Source organism: Pseudomonas sp. M47T1, from assembly GCF_000263855.1.
Classification (GTDB): Bacteria; Pseudomonadota; Gammaproteobacteria; order Pseudomonadales; family Pseudomonadaceae; genus Aquipseudomonas.
On record NZ_AJWX01000006.1, the window covers coordinates 52,953 to 72,421 of the forward strand.

General features: G+C 62.9%; 15 protein-coding genes and 1 pseudogene. 12 read left to right on the top strand and 4 right to left on the bottom strand.

All coding sequences use genetic code 11. From position 1 onward, the window contains the following. Window positions 1-179: 179 nt before the first annotated feature. Window positions 180-587, bottom strand: coding sequence for a YkgJ family cysteine cluster protein (locus PMM47T1_RS09150; RefSeq protein ID WP_043300898.1), 408 nt, complete (start codon window positions 585-587; stop codon window positions 180-182). Between the two features lie 196 nt (window positions 588-783). Here PMM47T1_RS09150 and PMM47T1_RS09155 point away from each other — a divergent pair, with 196 nt between their 5' ends. From PMM47T1_RS09155 to PMM47T1_RS09170, 4 genes are all read left to right on the top strand, one after another. Further along, a complete protein-coding gene (locus tag PMM47T1_RS09155) occupies window positions 784-3,234 on the top strand; it encodes a glycogen/starch/alpha-glucan phosphorylase (protein WP_008367912.1) in 2,451 nt (816 codons plus the stop codon). 181 nt (window positions 3,235-3,415) lie between these two features. Next, a complete protein-coding gene (locus tag PMM47T1_RS09160) occupies window positions 3,416-6,151 on the top strand; it encodes a DUF2339 domain-containing protein (RefSeq protein ID WP_008367915.1) in 2,736 nt (911 codons plus the stop codon). Window positions 6,152-6,185: 34 nt separating this feature from the next. Further along, a complete protein-coding gene (locus tag PMM47T1_RS09165) occupies window positions 6,186-7,514 on the top strand; it encodes a DUF3999 domain-containing protein (RefSeq protein ID WP_008367917.1) in 1,329 nt (442 codons plus the stop codon). 172 nt (window positions 7,515-7,686) lie between these two features. Beyond that, a complete protein-coding gene (locus PMM47T1_RS09170) occupies window positions 7,687-8,697 on the top strand; it encodes a class 1 fructose-bisphosphatase (protein WP_008367920.1) in 1,011 nt (336 codons plus the stop codon). Window positions 8,698-8,885: 188 nt separating this feature from the next. Here PMM47T1_RS09170 and PMM47T1_RS30810 read toward each other — a convergent pair whose 3' ends face one another. After that, on the bottom strand, window positions 8,886-9,650 hold the full coding sequence (locus PMM47T1_RS30810; protein WP_425225301.1) for a methyl-accepting chemotaxis protein: 765 nt from the start codon (window positions 9,648-9,650) through the stop codon (window positions 8,886-8,888). Between the two features lie 90 nt (window positions 9,651-9,740). Further along, window positions 9,741-10,778, bottom strand: a pseudogene (locus tag PMM47T1_RS30815) (HAMP domain-containing protein); the annotation flags it as partial. 243 nt (window positions 10,779-11,021) lie between these two features. Here PMM47T1_RS30815 and bamE point away from each other — a divergent pair. Together bamE and PMM47T1_RS09185 are read left to right on the top strand one after the other, a co-directional pair. Beyond that, on the top strand, window positions 11,022-11,276 hold the full coding sequence (gene bamE / locus PMM47T1_RS09180; protein WP_008367924.1) for an outer membrane protein assembly factor BamE domain-containing protein: 255 nt from the start codon (window positions 11,022-11,024) through the stop codon (window positions 11,274-11,276). After that, window positions 11,273-11,851 carry a lipocalin family protein gene (locus tag PMM47T1_RS09185; protein WP_008367926.1) on the top strand — a complete coding sequence of 193 codons (579 nt, stop codon included), beginning with the start codon at window positions 11,273-11,275 and terminating at the stop codon, window positions 11,849-11,851. The genes bamE and PMM47T1_RS09185 overlap by 4 nt, the downstream gene beginning before the upstream one ends. Before the next feature lie 111 nt (window positions 11,852-11,962). Here PMM47T1_RS09185 and PMM47T1_RS09190 read toward each other — a convergent pair whose 3' ends face one another. Beyond that, window positions 11,963-13,327, bottom strand: a complete 1,365-nt coding sequence (locus tag PMM47T1_RS09190) for a formimidoylglutamate deiminase (protein ID WP_008367928.1) — start codon at window positions 13,325-13,327, stop codon at window positions 11,963-11,965. Between the two features lie 155 nt (window positions 13,328-13,482). Here PMM47T1_RS09190 and hutC point away from each other — a divergent pair, with 155 nt between their 5' ends. The 6 genes from hutC to PMM47T1_RS09220 all read left to right on the top strand — a co-directional run bounded on the left by hutC (window position 13,483) and on the right by PMM47T1_RS09220 (window position 19,464). Then, window positions 13,483-14,193: a histidine utilization repressor gene (gene hutC / locus PMM47T1_RS09195; protein ID WP_050990401.1), complete on the top strand. Its 711-nt coding sequence runs from the start codon at window positions 13,483-13,485 to the stop codon at window positions 14,191-14,193. After that, window positions 14,190-14,756: a HutD/Ves family protein gene (locus PMM47T1_RS09200; protein WP_008367932.1), complete on the top strand. Its 567-nt coding sequence runs from the start codon at window positions 14,190-14,192 to the stop codon at window positions 14,754-14,756. The genes hutC and PMM47T1_RS09200 overlap by 4 nt, the downstream gene beginning before the upstream one ends. 383 nt (window positions 14,757-15,139) lie before the next feature. Next, on the top strand, window positions 15,140-16,819 hold the full coding sequence (hutU, locus tag PMM47T1_RS09205) for a urocanate hydratase (protein WP_008367934.1): 1,680 nt from the start codon (window positions 15,140-15,142) through the stop codon (window positions 16,817-16,819). 248 nt (window positions 16,820-17,067) lie between these two features. Beyond that, on the top strand, window positions 17,068-17,925 hold the full coding sequence (locus PMM47T1_RS09210; protein ID WP_008367936.1) for a transporter substrate-binding domain-containing protein: 858 nt from the start codon (window positions 17,068-17,070) through the stop codon (window positions 17,923-17,925). Window positions 17,926-17,988: 63 nt separating this feature from the next. Then, the gene (locus PMM47T1_RS09215; protein WP_008367938.1) at window positions 17,989-18,711 is read left to right on the top strand and encodes an ABC transporter permease; all 723 of its coding nucleotides are present in this window, start codon (window positions 17,989-17,991) and stop codon (window positions 18,709-18,711) included. Window positions 18,712-18,726: 15 nt separating this feature from the next. After that, a complete protein-coding gene (locus PMM47T1_RS09220; RefSeq protein ID WP_008367940.1) occupies window positions 18,727-19,464 on the top strand; it encodes an ABC transporter permease in 738 nt (245 codons plus the stop codon). Window positions 19,465-19,469: the final 5 nt, after the last annotated feature.

Consider the following 19,469-nt stretch of genomic DNA (forward strand, 5'->3'; position numbering starts at 1 on the left):
TCCACTAGCCTTAGCTGAATGAGAAACGCCCCCGGTCGAAAGGCCGGGGGCGTTTTTTTATGCCGATGAATCAGCGATAACCCTGTAGAAGCGGACCGTGTCCGCGAACCAGGCACTGCGGTATGTGGCATTGCGCGGTGCGAGTTTCGCGGACGCAGTCCGCTCCTGCACGGATGGGATCAGAAGGTGGCGGCTTTTGGCTTGTAGGCGCAGTAGCCTGGCCGCGGGCCCACGCGTGGGTGGTTGCGGCAAGTGTCGGGGCGCTTGTCGTAGATGGTGCACATACGGCTCTTGCGGTCCAGGTACAGGCAATCGTTGTTGCTCATGCGCTGCAGGGTGAAGATCCCCGACTTCTGGTTGAAGCGCTCGACAATCCCGTCCTTTTGCAGGCGCTTGGCAATGTTTTTCGGCGGGTCACCCAGCTCGAACTCGTCGACCACGCCAATGCGCACCAGGTCCTTGACCTTCACTTCCACCGGCAGGGTGCAGCAGGAAGAAATGCAGGCGCCGCACATCGGCTGGGTGAATTTCTGCCAGGTTTCGAGGCGATCGAGTTCGGCAGCGGCAATCAGGGTGGTCTTCATCAGGTTCGGGTTTCGGGGTGATCGGGCGCGCGATGATACCGGTACTGGTGAAATTGTGAACAACCATTTGCCGGTTTCATCCGGCTTGTCTCACAGCTTTTACATAAAAGCGCGAACCTGACCTTTCGCCTTGTGTCGAACCGTCTAGGCTCAGACAACCCCCTGCTTAAAATCCGTCAATTTCCCAGAGGACGCATCAATGTCTCAGGAACCGCTTGCACGTGACGCCGAGGTGGCTGAATTTCGCGCCGCTGTACTCGCCAAACTCACCTATGCGGTAGGTAAAGACCCTGATCATGCCTTTGATCACGACTGGTTCGAAGCTATTGCCCTGGCGGCCCGCGACCATATGGTCGAGCACTGGATGGACCACACCCGGCAAATTTATCGCAAGGCGCAGAAACGGGTGTACTACCTTTCCCTGGAATTTCTGATTGGCAGGCTGCTGTACGACAGCCTCAGCAACCTGGGGCTGCTGGATATCGCCAAAGAAGCGCTGACCGAACTGGGCGTGGACCTTGAGCGCATTCGCCTGCTGGAGCCCGATGCGGCGCTGGGCAACGGCGGCCTGGGGCGCTTGGCGGCGTGTTTCATGGAGAGCATGTCGACCCTGGGTATTGCCGCCCACGGCTATGGCATTCGCTACGAGCACGGGCTGTTTCGCCAGGCCATTGTCGATGGCTGGCAGCAGGAGCAGACCGAGAACTGGCTGGACTTCGGCAACCCCTGGGAGTTTGAACGCCCTGAGGTGATCTACCCCATCAGCTTCGGCGGCCACGTGGAAACCGTTCAGGACGCCGGCGGCCAGCAGAAACAGGTGTGGTGGCCCGCCGAGACGGTGCGGGCGGTTGCGTATGACACGCCCGTGGTGGGCTGGCGTGGTTCCAGCGTCAACACCTTGCGCCTGTGGCGTGCACGGGCTTTGGAAGAGCTGCACCTGGAACGCTTCAACGCCGGTGACCACCTGGGTGCCGTGGCCGAGGTAGCTCGCGCCGAGAGCATTTCGCGGGTGCTGTACCCGGCCGACAGCACCGAGGCGGGGCAGGAACTGCGCCTGCGCCAGGAATACTTCTTCGTGTCGGCGTCGTTGCAGGACTTGCTGCGCCGCCACCAGAACATCCACCCTTCGCTGCTGAACCTGGCCGACGGCGCCGCCATCCAGCTCAACGACACGCACCCCTCCATTGCCGTGGCCGAGTTGATGCGCCTGTTGGTGGACACCCACGGCATTGCCTGGGACACCGCCTGGGACATCACCGTCAACACCCTGGCCTACACCAACCACACGCTGTTGCCTGAAGCCCTGGAAACCTGGCCGGTGGGCCTGATGGAGCGCATGTTGCCGCGGCACATGCAGATCATCTACCTGATCAACGCCTACCACATCGATTCACTGCGGGCCAAAGGCATCCATGACTTCGACGTGCTGCGTGCGGTGTCGCTGATCGAGGAAGACAACGGCCGCCGGGTGCGCATGGGTAACCTGGCGTTCCTGGGCTCGCACAGTGTCAACGGCGTGTCGGCGTTGCACACCAAGCTGATGCGCAGCACGGTGTTCGCCGAAATGCACAAGCTGTACCCGGACCGCATCAACAACAAAACCAACGGCATCACCTTCCGCCGTTGGCTGTTCCAGTCCAATGGCCAGCTCACCTCCATGCTGGTGGATGCCCTGGGCGTGGAGGTGCTCGACCATCCGGAGCAGCGCCTGATTGCCCTGGAACCGTTCGCCGAGAAGGCCGACTTTCGCAAGGCCTTCGCCGCCCAGCGGCTGGCCAGCAAGAAAGCCTTGGCGCGGATCATCCAGGACCGGCTGGGTATCGCCATCAACCCCGAAGCGATGTTTGACGTACAGGTCAAGCGTATCCACGAGTACAAGCGCCAGTTGCTCAACCTGCTGCACACTGTGGCGCTGTATCAGGCCATACGTGCCGAGCCGGGTACCAGTTGGGTGCCACGGGTGAAGATATTCGCCGGCAAGGCGGCTGCCAGCTACCACCAGGCCAAGCTCATCATCAAGCTGGCCAACGACATCGCCCGCACGGTGAACAATGACCCCACGGTGCGCGGCTTGCTCAAGGTAGTGTTCCTGCCCAACTACAACGTCAGCCTGGCGGAAAGCATCATTCCGGCGGCGGACTTGTCCGAGCAGATCTCTACTGCCGGTTACGAGGCATCCGGTACCAGCAACATGAAGTTCGGCCTCAATGGTGCGCTCACCATCGGCACCATGGACGGTGCCAACGTGGAGATGGCGGAGCGCATCGGCACCGAGCACATGTTCATTTTCGGTCTTACCTCCCAGCAGGTGGAAGCCCGCAAACGCGCCGGAGAGTTCAATGCCGGCGGCGATATTTCTGCCTCGCATCGCCTCAACGATGTGTTGCAGGCAATTCGCAGCGGCGTGTTTTCCCCGGACGATCCGTCTCGTTATGCCGGGCTTATCGATGGCTTGATCGCCTACGACCGCTTCCTGGTATGCGCCGATTTCGATGGCTACTGGGATGCCCAGAAGCGTGTGGAAGACCTGTGGCACGACCCGGCCCACTGGTGGCGCTCGGCCGTGCTCAACACCGCGCGCACCGGCTGGTTCTCCTCCGACCGCACCATCCGCGAATACGCCGAGGAGATCTGGAACGCGCTGGAGTAACCTGACTCATCTGCTGAAAGCAGCCATGCCATGTGGGAGTGGGCTCTGGTGGGAGTGGGCCCTTAATGAATAGCCCTTTATGGCAGCGCCTGGTTGTTGGGATATCCGTCAGCAAATACTGGCCTAATCGATATACTGTCGCCCTACCAAGGACTTATGACACCGGTTAGGGAAATCGATCATGCAATGGGTATTGCTGTTGCTGGGCCTCGCGCTGGGTGGCGCTTTCGACGAATCAGTCGAAGGCGCGCTAGTGGGCGGCCTGCTGGGCCTGGTTTCCGGCCTGGCTTTTCGCGTGGGCTCGCTGGCGCGTCGCAGCGGCCAGCAACGCGTGCAATTGCAGGAAACGCAGCAGGCGCTCGCCGCCATGCAGTTGCGGCTGCACGCCCTGGAAGGGGGCGCCGCGGCGGCTGTCCCTGTGCCTTGCGAACCCATCGCCGATGCAGCCGCGCTGGAGTGGGAGCTACCTGTTACCCCGCCCGTACCTGCCCCTGAAGCGGTGCACGCCTGGTCTGCCCGGGCGCCCCAGCCCTCAGGGCCGGATATCTTCAGCAAGGCCTTCAGCGCTGCCCGGGGCTGGTTGCTGGGCGGCAATACCGTGTTGCGCGTGGGCCTGGTGCTGTTGTTCCTGGGCCTGGCCTTCCTGTTGCGCTACGCCACCGAAAACGTCGTGGTGCCCATTGAAATGCGCTACGCCGGCGTTGCCGCCAGCGCCCTGGCCTTGCTGGGCCTTGGCTGGTGGCTGCGGGTCAGGCGTCGTGGCTATGGCTTGCTGATGCAGGGGGCGGGGGTGGCGGTGTTGTACCTCACCGTGTTCGCCGCCATGCGTCTGCATTCACTGATCGAGCCCGGCCCGGCCATGGCCCTGTTGGTGGCGGTGACCGTGTTCTCGGCCATTCTAGCGGTGTTGCAGGACGCTCTGGGGCTGGCCTGCGCTGCTGCACTGGGTGGCTTTGCCGCGCCTGTTCTGGCTTCCACCGGCGATGGCAGCCACGTTGCACTGTTCACTTATTTTGCCCTGCTTGACGCCGGCATTCTCGCCATCGCCTGGTTCAAGGCATGGCGCTTGCTGAACCTGATCGGCTTCGTGGGCACCTTCGGCATCGGCTTTGCGTGGGGTGCACGCGCCTACACGCCGGAGCTGTTCTGGAGCACCGCGCCATTCCTGTGGCTGTTCTTCGCCATGTACTTGGCTATCGGCCTGTTGTTCGCTCGCCGTACCCTGCTCGACAGCCCCGAGCCACCGGCGGACGCCGACCGCGCCACCCTGCTGCGCTGGGCGGCGCGCCAGGGCGACTATGTGCATGGCACCATCCTGTTCGGGCCGCCTTTGGTGGGCTTTGGCCTGCAATGGGCGCTGATCCGCCACCTGGAGTTTGGCGCAGCCTTCAGCGCGCTTGGGCTGGGGGCCATTTACATGGTGTTGGCGTGGATGCTGGCGCGACGAGCGCCGCAGCGGGCCATGCTGCTCACCGAGACCTGCCTGGCCCTGGCGGTGATTTTCACCAGCCTGGCGATTGCGCTGGGCCTGGATGCACGCTGGACCAGCAGCGCCTGGGCCCTGGAAGGCGCCGGCCTGTATTGGCTTGGCCTGCGCCAACAGCGGCGCCTGGCACGCGCATTCGCCTTGCTGCTGCAACTGGGCGCGGCGGTTTTCTGCCTGCTGGACTGGAATGACTCGCCCTTCGTGACGCCCACCGGCGACTTTGCCTTCAGTGCCCTGTTGCTGGCAGTGGCGGGGCTGGTCTGCGCCTGGCGCCAGCACGTTGAGCGTCCGGCCACTGCGCTGGCCACGGCCCTGCTGCTGTGGGGCGCGGTGTGGTGGTTGCTGGCGTGCGTCACCGGTGTGCCGCGCATTGTGCAGTGGCCGTGGGACACGGCGGCCGTGTTGATCGCCTTCAGCGCCAGTGCGGCCTTGGCCGCTGTGTTGGCACCGCGCCTGCGTTGGTCGGGCTTGGCGTATGTGGCCTTGGCGCTGGTGCCCCTGGCGTGGTTACTGTTACCGCTGGGCTGGCGCCACGGCTTTCACGTGTCGGCTCGCATGGGCTGGCTGGCCTGGCCGCTGGTGCTGGTGGCGCACTTCTGGTCGCTGCGTCGCCTGCCTGACTGGGTGAACGCCCGGGTGTTGACCGCAAGCCATGTACTGGGCGCCTGGTTGCTGATTGTCTTGCTGTCGCTTGAGCTGAGCTACGGGCTGGAGCTGCTTTGCGGCTATTACAACGCCTGGCGCTGGCTGGGCTGGGCCGTGTTCCCGGCACTGTTCCTGTTGCTGGCCGCCAGCGAGCGCCAATGGCCCTGGCCGCTGGGCAGTTACCCACAGGCTTATCGCTGGTGGGCCGCCTGGCCCCTGGCCTGGGTGATGCTGGCGTGGCTATGGCTGGCCAACTTCTTCAGCGACGGTTCGGCCGACCCGCTGCCTTATGTGCCATTGGCGAACCCGCTGGAATTGGGCTTGCTGGTGATGCTCTACGCCATGTTCACCTGGGCGCGTCGCTTCGACAGCCGCTTGCGCAGCCTGCACATGCGTGGCCCGGTGACCTGGAAACTGGCCGCTTCCGCGTTCGCCGTGCTGACCGGCATGGTCATGCGCACTGCCCACCACTATGCCGGCTTGCCCTATGATCTGGATGCGTTGCTGGCGTCCATGCTGGTGCAGGCCAGCCTGTCCATTGTCTGGACGTTATTGGCCCTGGGCCTGATGATTGGCGGTCATTTTCGCGGCCGGCGTGACGTGTGGCTGGTGGGGGCGGGGTTGATCGCCGTGGTGGTGGCCAAGCTGTTCTTTGTCGAATTGAGCAACCACGGCGGTTTGGCGCGGATTGTCTCGTTCATTGGCGTGGGCGTACTGTTGCTGGTGGTCGGTTATTTCGCGCCGCTGCCGCCACGGCGCATAGAACCGGCGGGGGCCGATTGCTGATATGGGGCACATGATCAAAGCATGGTGTGGAGTGATGGGCCTGTTTGCCGCGCTGTCGGCCATGGCCCAGGAGCAACTGGGTGATTACGCCAATCAGGTGCCCTTGACCGTCAGCGGCCAGGGCCCCTGGTATCGCCTGGACCTGCCCCTGGCAGTGCAACTGGGTGCCCGCCAGGCCGACCTGTCCGATGTGCGCGTGTTCAATGCCGCCGGCGAGCCCATGGCCTACGCCCTGGTGCGCGAGCCGGTGCGTCATCAGCAAAGTGAGCACCAGGCCAGCGTGAAGTGGTTCCCGCTGTACGACGCCGCCGAAACCGCGCTGGCCACCCCCAAGGTGCGCATCCAGACCGGCCCCAACGGCAGCCTCATCGAAGTGCAGCCCGAGGAAGAACTGGAGGCGGGCGAGGAGGTGCTGCGGGGCTGGTTGCTGGACACCAGCGCCATCACCGAGCCCTTGACCCAACTGAGCCTGGACTGGAGCAGCGAGCGCGAAGGCTTCCAGCGCTTCAGCATCGAAGCCAGCGATGACCTGCAGCATTGGCGCTCATGGGGCGATGGCCAGGTGGCACGCCTGTCGTTCGCCGATGAGCGCATCGAGCAGCACGATGTCAGCCTGCCCACGCAGCCGGCCCGTTACCTGCGCCTGTTATGGCAGGTGCCGCAGTCGGCGCCGGTGCTCAGCCAGGTGCTGGTCCAAAGCAGCGCCAGCAGCCGTGTTCCGCCCGCACTGGTGTGGTCAGAGCCCATCACGGGCAGCAGCGCCAAGGCCGACGAGTACACCTGGACGCTACCGGCCGCCCTGGCCGTGGAGCGCGTGCAAATCGGCCTGGCCCAGCCCAACAGCCTGGCCCCCGTGGACCTGTTTGGCCGTTATGACCTCAATGGCAGCTGGGAGCCGCTGGAAAGTGGCTTGCTCTACCGCTTGACGCAGAACGGCCAGGACGCGGTGCAAAACGAACTGCCCATGCGCGGTGAAACCCTGCGCCAGCTCAAGTTGCAGGTGGACGACCGTGGCGGCGGCCTGGGTGCCGAGGCGCCGGTGCTGCGGGTGGCGGTGCGGCCGGTTCAGTTAGTATTCCTGGCCCGCGGCGCAGGGCCTTATCGATTGGCCATCGGCAACGCCAACGCCATCGGTGCGCAACTGCCCTTGGGCACCCTGATACCCGACGGCGATGAGCAGCGCCTGGCCACCCTTGGCGTTGCTGAGCCGGCCATTACGCCGGTGATCGTCGCGCCACCGGCGCCGGCCGCCTCGGCGTCGAACTGGAAGCGCTTCAGCCTGTGGCTGGTGCTGGTGGTCGGCGTGCTGGCGCTGGCGGCCATGGCGTTCAGCCTGGTGCGTGCGCGCCCCAGCGGGCGATGAGGCCATACGCGCCACCTGTGGTCGGTTTCGGACTACGCTTGAGCGGGTGGCGTGAACCTTTAACGTTACAGCCCTGTCTGAAGGGCTGGAACCGCGCCCCTATCGCTCGCTAGGTTTTCAATGAGCCTGTAAACTGCGCGGGTTTTTCCCACCCCATTCTCCGGAGCCGTCCATGTCCCGCGTTACCTTGAGTCGCTATTTGATCGAGCAGACCCGCAGCAACAAGACCCCTGCCGATCTGCGCTTCCTTATCGAAGTGGTGGCGCGCGCATGCAAAGAGATCAGCCACGCTGTGTCCAAGGGCGCCCTGGGCGGCGTACTGGGCAGCATGGGCACTGAAAACGTGCAGGGTGAAGTGCAGAAGAAGCTGGACGTGCTGTCCAACGACATCCTGCTCGAATCCAACGAATGGGGCGGCCACCTGGCCGGCATGGCGTCCGAGGAAATGGACAATGCCTACCAGATCCCTGGCCAGTACCCTAAAGGCGCGTACCTGTTGGTGTTCGACCCGCTGGACGGCTCGTCCAACATCGACGTCAACGTGTCGGTCGGTACCATTTTCTCGGTACTGCGCTGCCCAACCGAGTACCTGACCCAGAACGACAGCCTCAACGAGCAGGCTTTCCTGCAGAAGGGCACCGAGCAGGTCGCCGCCGGCTACGCCATCTATGGCCCGCAGACCATGCTGATCCTGACCCTGGGCAACGGCGTCAAGGGTTTCACCCTGGACCGCGAGATGGGCAGCTTCGTGCTCACCCACGAAGACATCAGCATCCCGGAAACCACCGCCGAGTTCGCCATCAACATGTCCAACCAGCGCCACTGGGAAGCCCCGGTGAAGCGTTACGTCAGCGAGCTGACCGCTGGTGAGGAAGGCCCGTTGAAGAAGAACTACAACATGCGCTGGATCGCCTCGATGGTGGCCGACGTGCACCGCATCCTGACTCGTGGCGGCCTGTTCATGTACCCGCGTGACAGCCGTGAGCCAGAGAAACCAGGCAAACTGCGCCTGATGTACGAAGCCAACCCGATGTCGTTCCTGGTGGAACAGGCCGGTGGTGCGTCCACCGACGGTCACCAGCGCATCCTCGACATCCAGCCTGAAGGCCTGCACCAGCGTGTGGCGGTGTTCCTGGGGTCCAAGCAGGAAGTGGAGCGCGTAACCGCGTACCACAAGGAATAAACCGCTCTGATGGAGCCGCTGGCTTTTGTGTGGGAGCGGGCTCTGCCCGCGAAGATGGCCCCGCGTAGCGGCTGACGAAATGCGTTGTTCTTTTCCCGGGCAGAGCCGGCTCCCACAAGAACAGGTTTTCTCAGCAGTCAGCTAAAAGCGCGCAAAAAAAATGCCCCCAGCGCTGGGGGCATTTTTGTTTAGATGCGGAAACTGCCCACCAGATGCTTCAGCCGCGTGACCTGCTGTTCCAGGTCGCTGCACGCGCGCAGCGTCGACTGCAGGTTTTCCACGCCTTCCTGGTTCAGCGTGTTGATCTCGGTGATGTCGACATTGATGGCTTCCACCACGGCGGTCTGCTCTTCGGTAGCGGTGGCCACTGACTGGTTCATGCCGTCGATCTCGCCGATACGCTGGGTCACGCTGCCCAACCGCTCGCCGGCCTGGTTGGCAATGCTCACGCTTTGTTCGCTCTGGCTCTGGCTTTCGGTCATGGTGCCCACCGCTTCACGGGCGCCCACTTGCAGTTCCTCGATGATTTTCTGCACTTGCTGCGCCGAGTCCTGGGTGCGGTGGGCCAAGTTGCGCACCTCGTCGGCCACCACGGCAAAGCCGCGGCCGGCATCACCGGCACGGGCCGCTTCAATGGCGGCGTTGAGTGCCAGCAGGTTGGTCTGCTGCGAAATGCTGGTGATCACTTCCAGGATCTGGCCGATGTTCACCGTGTTGGCGTTCAGGGTCTCGATATTGCCGCACGAGTCGCTGATCTTCGCCGACAGCTGGCCCATCACTTCGATGGTCTTGTTCACTACTTGCTGACCATCTTCGGCCAGGCTGCGTGCGTCGCTTGAGTGCTGGGAGGCGAGGGCAGCATTCTGGGCGATTTCCTGGGCGGCGGCGCCCAGTTCGTTGATGGCAGCGGCCACGCTGCTGGTGCGGCTGGCCTGCTGGTCGGAGTTGAGCATCGAGGAGTTCGAGGCGCTGACCACCTGCAAGGCCACTTCGTTGACCCGGCCAGTGGCCGAGGACACTTCGCGGATCGATTCGTGGATACGCTCCACGAAACGGTTGAACGAGTTGCCCAGCATGCCGAATTCGTCCTGGGCATGGATGGTCAGGCGCTTGGTGAGGTCGCCTTCACCTTCGGCGATGTCATGCATGGCGCGGCCCATCACGTGCAGCGGCTCCATCAGCACGCGAATCAGCAGGCCCAGCAGGGCGATGATGATCACCACGGCAATCACCGTGGCCACCAGCGCCGAATTGCGGAATTCACCCAGCATGGAATAGGCGGCGTCCTTGTCCAGCACCAGTGCCACGTACCAGTCGGCCGACGGAACACCGTTCACGCGGGTGAAGGAAACAAACTGCGCCTTGCCGTCGAGTTCCACTTCCTTCATGCCCGGGCTGACCTGTGGTGCGCCCTGCGGGTAGGCCTCGGCCAGGGTCTTGAGTACCAGTTTGCTGTCCGGGTGAATGAGAATCTTGCCGTTGCCGGTCACGATGAACGCGTGGCCGTGGCCGCCAAAGTTCAGCGAGTTGATGATGTCGCTGACGTTGGTGAGGTCAATGTCCGCACCGGCCACGCCGATGAACTGGTTGTCATGGCGCACCGGGGTGGCGATGGTGATCACCAGTTTGCCCGACGAGGCGGCGATGTAAGGTTCGGTGACGATGGTCTGCTGGGCCGCATTGGCCGCCTTGAACCAGCCTCGCTGGCGCGGATCATAGTCGGCAGGGCGGTTGCCGGCCGGTACCGAGAACATCACCCCGTTTTGGCCACCAAAATAGGTGAGCTGGAAGTTGCTGGAGTAAGCCGGCAACGCCACGCTGCGCGCAAGGCTTTGGGCCGAGTCACCGTCCACGGCAACCTGCTGGCCCAGGGACTGCAACAACTGGATGCGGCTTTCCAGCCACGTCTGAATGTTGCTGGTAGTCAGGGTGCCCAGCTGTTTCATCGAGGCATCGGTGCTTTCGTGCAAGGTGGCACGTTGGCGATAGTCGTTGAACAGCATGAAGCAGGCGAACGCCAGGGCGACGATAAGGGCCGCTGCGATCAGGATCTTGTGGCTGAATTTCAGGTTTTTTGTCATGGGGTTGATCTGTGCGCAAGGGGGCTGGTCAAACAGGGGTGGCAATCTGCCAGATAGACGCAGATAGCGCTATCTACTGTCGGCACAAATTTACCGAAGATTAATGTACGGTTTGGTGAGTCGACCGGCGGGCGGACAAGGGCTGGCATAAATGCCTGGGGCGCTGGGGAACCAGATCGCGGTTTTCTCTTCTAAGCTCAAGCTGGCAGCCAAGCCGGCCTTATTGTCCAGGAGTGACCTTTCATGTCTTTGCGTTCCATCGCCCTGCTGTCGTTTTGCGTACTGCTTGCTGCGTGCAACAAGATCAACCAGGAAAACTATTCACAGATCAAGGCAGGCATGAACAAGCAAGAGGTCGAGAAACTGCTGGGCAGCCCTACCGATTGTTCGGGCGCGCTGGGCATGTCGAGTTGCACCTGGGGTGACAAAAATAGCTTCATCAGCGTGCAGTACGCCGGTGAGAAAGTGGTGATGTACTCGGGGCAGGGTCTGAAATGAGCCGTATCAAACTGGTGGGTTGGCTGTTGGGTGGCCTGGCGGCCGGTGCATTGCTGGCCGGTTGTGCCAACCGCGGCGATGACCCGCTGGCGCCGCGCACGGTGGACAATGTGGACCTCAAGCGCTACCAGGGTACCTGGTATGAATTGGCGCGGTTGCCGATGTTCTTCCAGCGCAATTGTGCCCAGTCCGAGGCCCATTACCGCCTCAAGCCCGATGGCAACGTGGCGGTGCTGAACCGCTGTCGCACCATGAAGGGCGACTGGGAAGAGGCCACCGGTACCGCTTCGCCGCAGGTGCCGGGCAAAACCGACAAATTGTGGGTGGTATTCGACAACTGGTTCTCGAAGATCCTGCCGGGCGTGGCCAAGGGCGACTACTGGATTCTTTACGTGAGCGACGACTACAAGCAGGCCGTGGTTGGCAACCCCGACCGTAAATACCTGTGGCTGCTGTCGCGCACGCCTACGGTATCGAAGGACGTGCGCGAAGAACTGCTGGCCAAGGCGCAGCAGCAGGGCTTTGACACGACCAAGCTGATCTGGCGCGCCAAAGACGCAGAGATCGGCAAATAGGCTGATTTTTGTGGGAACGCGCTCTGCCCGCGAAGATCACGACAAGGAGCATCTGGTCGTCCTCTGCGGCGTGCTTTTCGCGGGCAGAGCCCGCTCCCACATTGACGCTTGTCAGTTCAGGAGGTCGCGCAGTACTTGGGCGAATGCCACGGCGCTTTCCTGCTCCTGGGCATGCCGCCCCTCGCTCACCACCTGCTTGCCATTGATCCACACATCCCGCACCTGACGATCCCCGCCGGCGAACAGCCAGCGGTTGAGAATGCCATCGCCCTGGGCGGTGGCCAGGTAAGGATCGCTGCCATCCAGCACCAACCAGTCCGCCCGCGCGCCCACGCGCAATTCGCCGATGGCCTGGCCCAGCGCCTGGGCGCCGCCTTGCAGGGTGGCGTCGTACAGGGTGCGGCCGACCATGGGCTGGTCCTTGCCATACAGGCGGTTGCGGCGCTGGTCGCGTAGGCGCTGGCCGTATTCCAGCCAGCGCAGTTCTTCCACCACGCTCAGCGACACATGGCTGTCGGAACCAATGCCCATGCGCCCGCCCTGGGCCAGGAAATCCACGGCCGGGAAAATACCGTCGCCCAGGTTCGCCTCGGTGGTCAGGCACAGCCCGGCCACCGCGCGGCTGGCGGCCATGCGCTGCACTTCGTCGGCATCGGCATGGGTGGCATGCACCAGGCACCAGCGCTGGTCCACCGCCACGTTGTCGTATAGCCATTGCAGTGGCCGCTTGCCGCTCCAGGCCAGGCAATCGTTGACCTCTTTCATCTGCTCGGCAATGTGGATATGCACCGGGCACGTAGCGTCGCTGGCGGCCAGCACTTGGCTGATCTGCTCGGGGGTGACCGCCCGCAGCGAATGGAAACACAGCCCCAGTTGCTGCGCCGGTTGCTCGGCGAGGATAGGGGCCAGGCGTTGTTGCAATGCCAGGTAGCCGTCGGTGCTGTTGATGAAGCGGCGCTGGCCTTCATTGGGTGCCTGGCCGCCAAAGCCCGAGTGGCTGTACAGCACCGGCAACAAGGTCAGGCCGATGCCGCTGGTGGCCGCAGCGTGGCTGATTTGCCGGGACAGCTCGGCGGGGTCGGCGTAGGCCTTGCCGCTGACATCGTGATGCACGTAATGGAACTCGGCCACCGAGGTGTAGCCGGCCTTGAGCATCTCGATGTACAGCTGGCGGGCGATAACCCCCAGTTGCTGGGGGCTGATCTTGCCTACCAGGCGGTACATCAGGTCGCGCCAGGTCCAGAAACTGTCATTGGGGTTGCCGGCCACTTCGGCCAGCCCAGCCATGGCGCGCTGGAACGCATGGGAGTGCAGGTTGGGCATGCCCGGCAGCAGCGGGCCCTTCAGAGGCGTGGCATTCTCGGCACTGGCGTTGGCCTGGAGCAGCGTGATCAGGCCGTCGGTGCCCACCTCGATGCGGACATTTTCAGCCCATCCGGTTGGCAACAACGCGCGTTCGGCAAAGAAAGCGGACATCGACACGTACCTCATCAGGTTTATTTGTATATACATATACAGACGTTTGCCTGCTCGGTAAACTGCGGCAAGCTATCCATCTATCGTTTCGAATTTGCTTACCAGAAGGATTTCCCGTGCCGACTCCGCCCGTTGTTTCTCCACTGGTTGCCCAGATGGGCGAAAGTCCGGCACCGCTCTACGCCCGTGTCAAACAGATGATCGCCCAGCAGATCCAGAACGGTACCTGGCCGCCGCATCACCGCGTGCCGTCGGAAAGCGAACTGGTCAGCCAGCTGGGTTTCAGCCGCATGACCATCAACCGCGCACTGCGTGAATTGACCGCCGAGGGCCTGCTGGTGCGCATGCAAGGCGTGGGCACGTTCGTGGCCGAGCCCAAGAGCCAGTCGGCGCTGTTCGAGGTGCACAACATCGCCGATGAAATCGCCGCGCGCGGTCATCGCCATCGCTGCCAGGTGGTCCTGCTGGTCGAGGAGGCTGCTGGTTCCGAGCGTGCGCTGGCGCTGGACATGCGCGAGGGGCAGAAGGTGTTTCACTCTCTGATCGTGCACTTCGAGAACGACATTGCAGTGCAGATCGAAGACCGTTACGTCAACGCGGTGGTAGCCCCTGACTACCTCAAGCAGGATTTCACCAGTGAAACGCCCTACGCTTACCTGACCCGCGTTGCACCGTTGACCGAAGGTGAACACGTGGTCGAGGCGATCCTGGCCGAGCCCTCGGAATGCAAACTGTTGCAGATTGAACCCGGCGAGCCATGCCTGTTGATTCGCCGCCGAACCTGGTCGGGGCGCACGCCGGTGACCGCCGCGCGCCTGATCCACCCCGGTTCCCGCCATCGCCTGGAAGGACGGTTCAGCAAATGAGTTCATTCAAGCTGCTGCGCGCCGCTGATTACCCCCGCATGCCATGGAAAAATGGCGGCGGCAGCACCGAGGAAATCACCCGTGACGGCGGCGACGGCCTCGAGGGCTTTGGCTGGCGCCTGTCGATTGCCGACATTGGCCAGTCTGGCGGGTTTTCCAGCTTTGCCGGCTATCAGCGGGTCATCACCGTGTTGCAGGGTACCGGCATGGTACTGACCGTCGACGGCACCGACAGTCGTGAGTTGCAGCCTTTCGATGCCTTTGCTTTCCAGGGTGACAGCGCCACCGCATGCACCTTGGTGGGCGGCGCCATTCGCGATTTCAACCTGATCTACTCGCCAGCGCTTTACCGCGCGCGGCTGCAATGGCTGGACGCGCCGCAACGGCTGTTCACGGCGGCGCGCACGGTGCTGGTGTTCAGCGTGGCTGACACCCTGACTGTGAAGGCCAACACCTCGGCGCAGATCCTCGGGCTGTATGACTGCCTGCAGATCGAAACCGATGGGCTTGTGGAGCTGAATATCGATGGCCAGTGCTGCCTGATCGAAATCTCCCCCGCTTGAATCGTTCACCCGTCCTCGCGTCTGTTGCTGCGGTCTTGCGTGGGAGCGGGTTCTACTCGTGAAAAGAACACCGCGCGTTGTCGATACTGCGCGGTACTTGCTTCGCGGGCAGTGCCCGCTCCCAGGTTGCTGATTGATGTAAGACCCAATCAGGGCGCACCAAAATGTTACTGATTGCCCCATGGCAGCGCAGAACGCTCCACCAGTAACACCGCCATCCTCCCCCGCCTAACCGCCACGCCCTCTGCAGAACCCGCCCACCACCTGGCTCGCACGCCTTTTTCAAACCCCGTCCGAAAACTTGGCCACTCAATTGCATATGCTTGTATGTACAAGTAAATACGTGCACGGAACAGTGCACTCAAAGCTGAGGAGTCTCGTTCGTGACTGACAATGCCCAAAACAAATTCCGTGACGTTGAAATCCGTGCCCCCCGCGGTACCCAGCTGACCGCCAAGAGCTGGCTGACAGAAGCGCCGCTGCGCATGCTGATGAATAACCTAGACCCGCAAGTAGCCGAAAACCCCAAGGAATTGGTGGTGTACGGCGGTATCGGTCGTGCCGCGCGCAATTGGGAATGTTACGACAAGATCGTCGAGAGCCTTACCCACCTCAACGACGACGAAACCCTGCTGGTGCAGTCGGGTAAACCGGTGGGCGTGTTCAAGACCCACAGCAACGCACCCCGGGTGCTGATCGCCAACTCCAACCTGGTACCGCACTGGGCCACGTGGGAACACTTCAACGAACTGGATGCCAAGGGCCTGGCCATGTACGGCCAGATGACCGCGGGCAGCTGGATCTACATCGGCAGCCAGGGCATTGTCCAGGGCACCTACGAAACCTTCGTCGAAGCCGGCCGCCAGCATTACAACGGTAGCCTGCAAGGTAAGTGGGTGCTGACCGCAGGCCTGGGCGGCATGGGCGGCGCGCAGCCGCTGGCCGCGACCTTGGCCGGCGCCAGTTCGCTGAACATCGAGTGCCAGCAGAGCCGCATCGACTTCCGCCTGGCCAGCCGCTATGTAGATGAGCAGGCCAGCGACCTGGACGACGCCCTGGCGCGCATCACCCAGTACACCGCCGAAGGCAAGGCCATCTCCATCGCTTTATTGGGCAACGCCGCCGAAATCCTGCCGGAGCTGGTGAAGCGTGGCGTGCGCCCCGACATGGTCACCGACCAGACCAGCGCCCACGACCCATTGAACGGCTACCTGCCGGCCGGCTGGACCTGGGAGCAGTACCGCGACCGTGCGCAGAGCGAGCCGGCCGCTGTGGTCAAGGCCGCCAAACAGTCCATGGCCGTGCACGTGCAAGCCATGCTCGACTTCCAGAAACAGGGCGTGCCGACCTTCGATTACGGTAACAACATCCGCCAAATGGCCAAGGACGAAGGCGTGGCCAATGCTTTCGACTTCCCCGGCTTCGTACCGGCCTACATCCGCCCGCTGTTCTGCCGCGGCATCGGTCCGTTCCGTTGGGCCGCGCTGTCGGGTGACGCCGAGGACATCTACAAGACCGACGCCAAGGTCAAGGAACTGATCCCGGACGATGCCCACCTGCACAACTGGCTGGACATGGCGCGCGAGCGCATCAGCTTCCAGGGCCTGCCGGCGCGTATCTGCTGGGTTGGCCTGGGCCAGCGCGCCAAGCTGGGCCTGGCATTCAACGAAATGGTGCGCCGTGGCGAGTTGTCGGCTCCCGTAGTGATTGGCCGTGACCACCTGGACTCCGGTTCCGTGTCCAGCCCCAACCGCGAAACCGAGGCCATGCAGGACGGCAGCGACGCCGTGTCTGACTGGCCTTTGCTGAACGCCCTGCTGAACACCGCCAGCGGCGCTACCTGGGTCTCCCTGCACCACGGTGGTGGCGTGGGCATGGGCTTCAGCCAGCACTCGGGGATGGTCATTGTCTGCGACGGTACCGATGAAGCCGCCGAGCGCATTGCCCGCGTGCTGCACAACGACCCGGCAACCGGCGTCATGCGCCACGCCGACGCCGGTTACCAGATCGCCATCGACTGCGCCAAGGAGCAGGGCCTGAACCTGCCTATGCTCAAAGGCTGATGAGCCAGCCTGGGCCTTGGTCAGTGAATCGGTGTGGGAGCGGGCTCTGCCCGCGAAAAGGGCACCGCGGGTTATCAGGAATGTCGCGGTGCGGCATTCGCGGGTAGAACCCGCTCCCACAGAGTGCAGTACAGATCTATCAGGGCACAGACATTGGCTTCCAATTTGCTTGTATGTACAAGCATAGATAATTGCCTGGTGCGGGCATGTAACACTTTCTCTCATTCGACATTGCAGGAAGGTTAACGATGGCGCAGAAATTCAAGTTATTGGGTTCATTGGCATTGGGCGCAGTGTTATTGGCAGGCATGCCCCTGGCGCAGGCCAAGGACTGGACCTCGGTCAACATCGCCACCGAAGGCTCCTACGAGCCGTGGAACGTCACCCTGCCTGGCGGCAAGATCAGTGGCTTCGAACCGGAGCTGATGGACATCCTCTGCCAGCGCATGAAAATCACATGCAACATTTCCGTGCAGAATTGGGACGGCATGATCGCCAGCCTCAATGCCGGCAAATTCGATGTGCTGATGGACGCCGTGGTCATCACCGATGACCGCAAGAAGGTCATGGCCTTCTCCATTCCCTACGCACGCACCCCCGCCAGCTTCGTGGCCCTGGACGCCACTATGTTGCCAGGCAAGACCGGCGCGGCGAACGAAATCACCCTGGGCACCGACGAGAAGCAGATCAGCGAGGCCATCGAAGGCCTACGCAAGGCGCTGAAGGGCAAAACCATCGGTATCGCCTCGGGCACCATCTACACCCCGTTTATCGATGACCACTTCAAGGACGTTGCCACCATCCGTGAGTACAACGCCTCGGCCGACACCATTCTCGACCTGCAGGCCGGGCGCATTGACGTGGCGTTCGATGATGTGACCTTCCTGGACTCGCTCAAGGCCAAGGAAGAAAACAAGAACCTGGCCTACACCGGCCCGCAGATTGGCGGCCCGATCTGGGGCGAAGGCGAGGCCCTGGGTTTGCGCCAGGCAGACCCGGACCTGAAGGCCAAGTTCGACGCGGCCCTTAAGCAAGCCCTGGCCGACGGCACGGTGAAAAAGCTCAGCGAGAAGTGGTTCAAGCTCGACCTCACGCCCAAGTCGTAAGGCGGCCTGGCCGGCGCCTGCGGGCGCCGGGTGTTCAACGATTGAAGTGTTGGGGTGAACGTCATGAATCTCTTGCAAATGCTCAGCTTCGGTGACACCGGTTGGGGCATGGCGCTGCTCAAGGCAGCGGCCATGACCCTGCTGCTGACCCTGGCGGCGTTGCTGATCGGCGCCCTGGTGGGCAGCTTGGTGGCGGCGGCGAAACTCTCGCGCCAGCGCAGCCTGCGGTACCTGGGCGATGTCTACTCGATCCTGTTCAGAGGGATTCCTGAACTGTTGGTGATCTACCTGTTTTATTTCGGCGGCGCCAGCGTGGTGTCGGCGATCGACCACTGGTTTGGTGGCCAGGGCTACGTGGACGTGCCGCCGTTCCTGGTGGGCGCCATAGCGGTGGGGCTTATTTCGGCCTCGTATCAGGCCGAAGTCTACCGTGGGGCATTTATTGCGGTGGCCAAGGGCGAACTGGAAGCGGCGCTGGCCATCGGCATGAGCCGTGGCATGCGCATACGCCGCGTGCTGATTCCGCAGATCTGGCGTTACGCGCTGCCGGGCCTGGGCAACGTCTGGCAAATGAGCCTGAAGGACTCGGCGCTGATCTCGGTGATCGGCCTGGTGGAGCTGATGCGCGCCAGCCAGGTGGCGGCCGGTTCCACCCGCCAGTACTTCACGTTCTACATCGTCGGCGGGGTGTGCTACCTGATCCTCACCGGGCTGTCGGGCCGCCTGTTCCACCTTGCCGAATCCCGCGTGCAGCGCACCCAGCGCCGCAACCCGACGCAGTCCTGAGAAGGGGAAACACCGATGATCGACTTTGCCTTTCTCGCCGACACCATGCTCAAGCTGCTGAGCGCTCTGCCCACCACCCTGACGCTGTTTTTCTCGTCCCTGCTGCTGGGCCTGATCCTGTCGTTGGGCGTGGTGTCCATGCGCGTCAGCCGCTGGTGGTTCCTGAGTTACCCGGCGCGCTTCTACATCATGCTGTTCCGTGGCACGCCGCTGCTGATCCAGATGTTCCTGATCTACTACGGCCTGGGCCAGTTCCCGGCCATCCGCGACAGTTTCCTCTGGGTGGTGCTGAAGTCGCCTTACGGCTGCGCCGTGGTATCGCTGGCCATGTGCACGGCGGGCTACACCGCCGAGATTATCCGTGGCGGCCTGCAAAGCGTGCCCCATGGCCAGATCGAAGCCGGCCAGGCGGTGGGCATGAACCGCTGGACCCTGCTGTACCGCGTGATCGGCCCGGTCACCCTGCGCCAGGCGCTGCCGGCCTATTCCACCGAGGCCATCCTGCTGGTGAAGTCCACTGCCCTGGCCAGCCTGGTCACCGTATGGGACGTGACCGGCGTGGCCCAGCAGATCATCCAGCGTACCTACCGCACCATGGAAGTGTTCATCTGCGCGGCGTTGATCTACCTGATCCTCAATTTCCTCGTGGTACGGGCCGTGGCCTGGATTGAGCACCGGCTGTCGCCGCACCTGCGCGAACGCCCCCAGGGCTTGCCGGCGACGCCGGTGCCTGACGCCACCCCCCATTCCTGATTGCA

Coding starts and splice junctions, on each gene's coding strand:
- PMM47T1_RS09155 (WP_008367912.1), top strand. CDS start 784: ATGTCTCAGGAACCGCTTGCACGTGACGCCGAGGTGGCTGAATTTCGC.
- PMM47T1_RS09185 (WP_008367926.1), top strand. CDS start 11,273: ATGAGCCGTATCAAACTGGTGGGTTGGCTGTTGGGTGGCCTGGCGGCC.
- PMM47T1_RS09200 (WP_008367932.1), top strand. CDS start 14,190: ATGAGTTCATTCAAGCTGCTGCGCGCCGCTGATTACCCCCGCATGCCA.
- PMM47T1_RS09160 (WP_008367915.1), top strand. CDS start 3,416: ATGCAATGGGTATTGCTGTTGCTGGGCCTCGCGCTGGGTGGCGCTTTC.
- PMM47T1_RS09220 (WP_008367940.1), top strand. CDS start 18,727: ATGATCGACTTTGCCTTTCTCGCCGACACCATGCTCAAGCTGCTGAGC.
- PMM47T1_RS09215 (WP_008367938.1), top strand. CDS start 17,989: ATGAATCTCTTGCAAATGCTCAGCTTCGGTGACACCGGTTGGGGCATG.
- PMM47T1_RS30810 (WP_425225301.1), bottom strand. CDS start 9,650: ATGCTCAACTCCGACCAGCAGGCCAGCCGCACCAGCAGCGTGGCCGCT.
- PMM47T1_RS09210 (WP_008367936.1), top strand. CDS start 17,068: ATGGCGCAGAAATTCAAGTTATTGGGTTCATTGGCATTGGGCGCAGTG.
- PMM47T1_RS09165 (WP_008367917.1), top strand. CDS start 6,186: ATGGGCCTGTTTGCCGCGCTGTCGGCCATGGCCCAGGAGCAACTGGGT.
- bamE (WP_008367924.1), top strand. CDS start 11,022: ATGTCTTTGCGTTCCATCGCCCTGCTGTCGTTTTGCGTACTGCTTGCT.
- hutC (WP_050990401.1), top strand. CDS start 13,483: ATGGGCGAAAGTCCGGCACCGCTCTACGCCCGTGTCAAACAGATGATC.
- PMM47T1_RS09190 (WP_008367928.1), bottom strand. CDS start 13,327: ATGTCCGCTTTCTTTGCCGAACGCGCGTTGTTGCCAACCGGATGGGCT.
- PMM47T1_RS09170 (WP_008367920.1), top strand. CDS start 7,687: ATGTCCCGCGTTACCTTGAGTCGCTATTTGATCGAGCAGACCCGCAGC.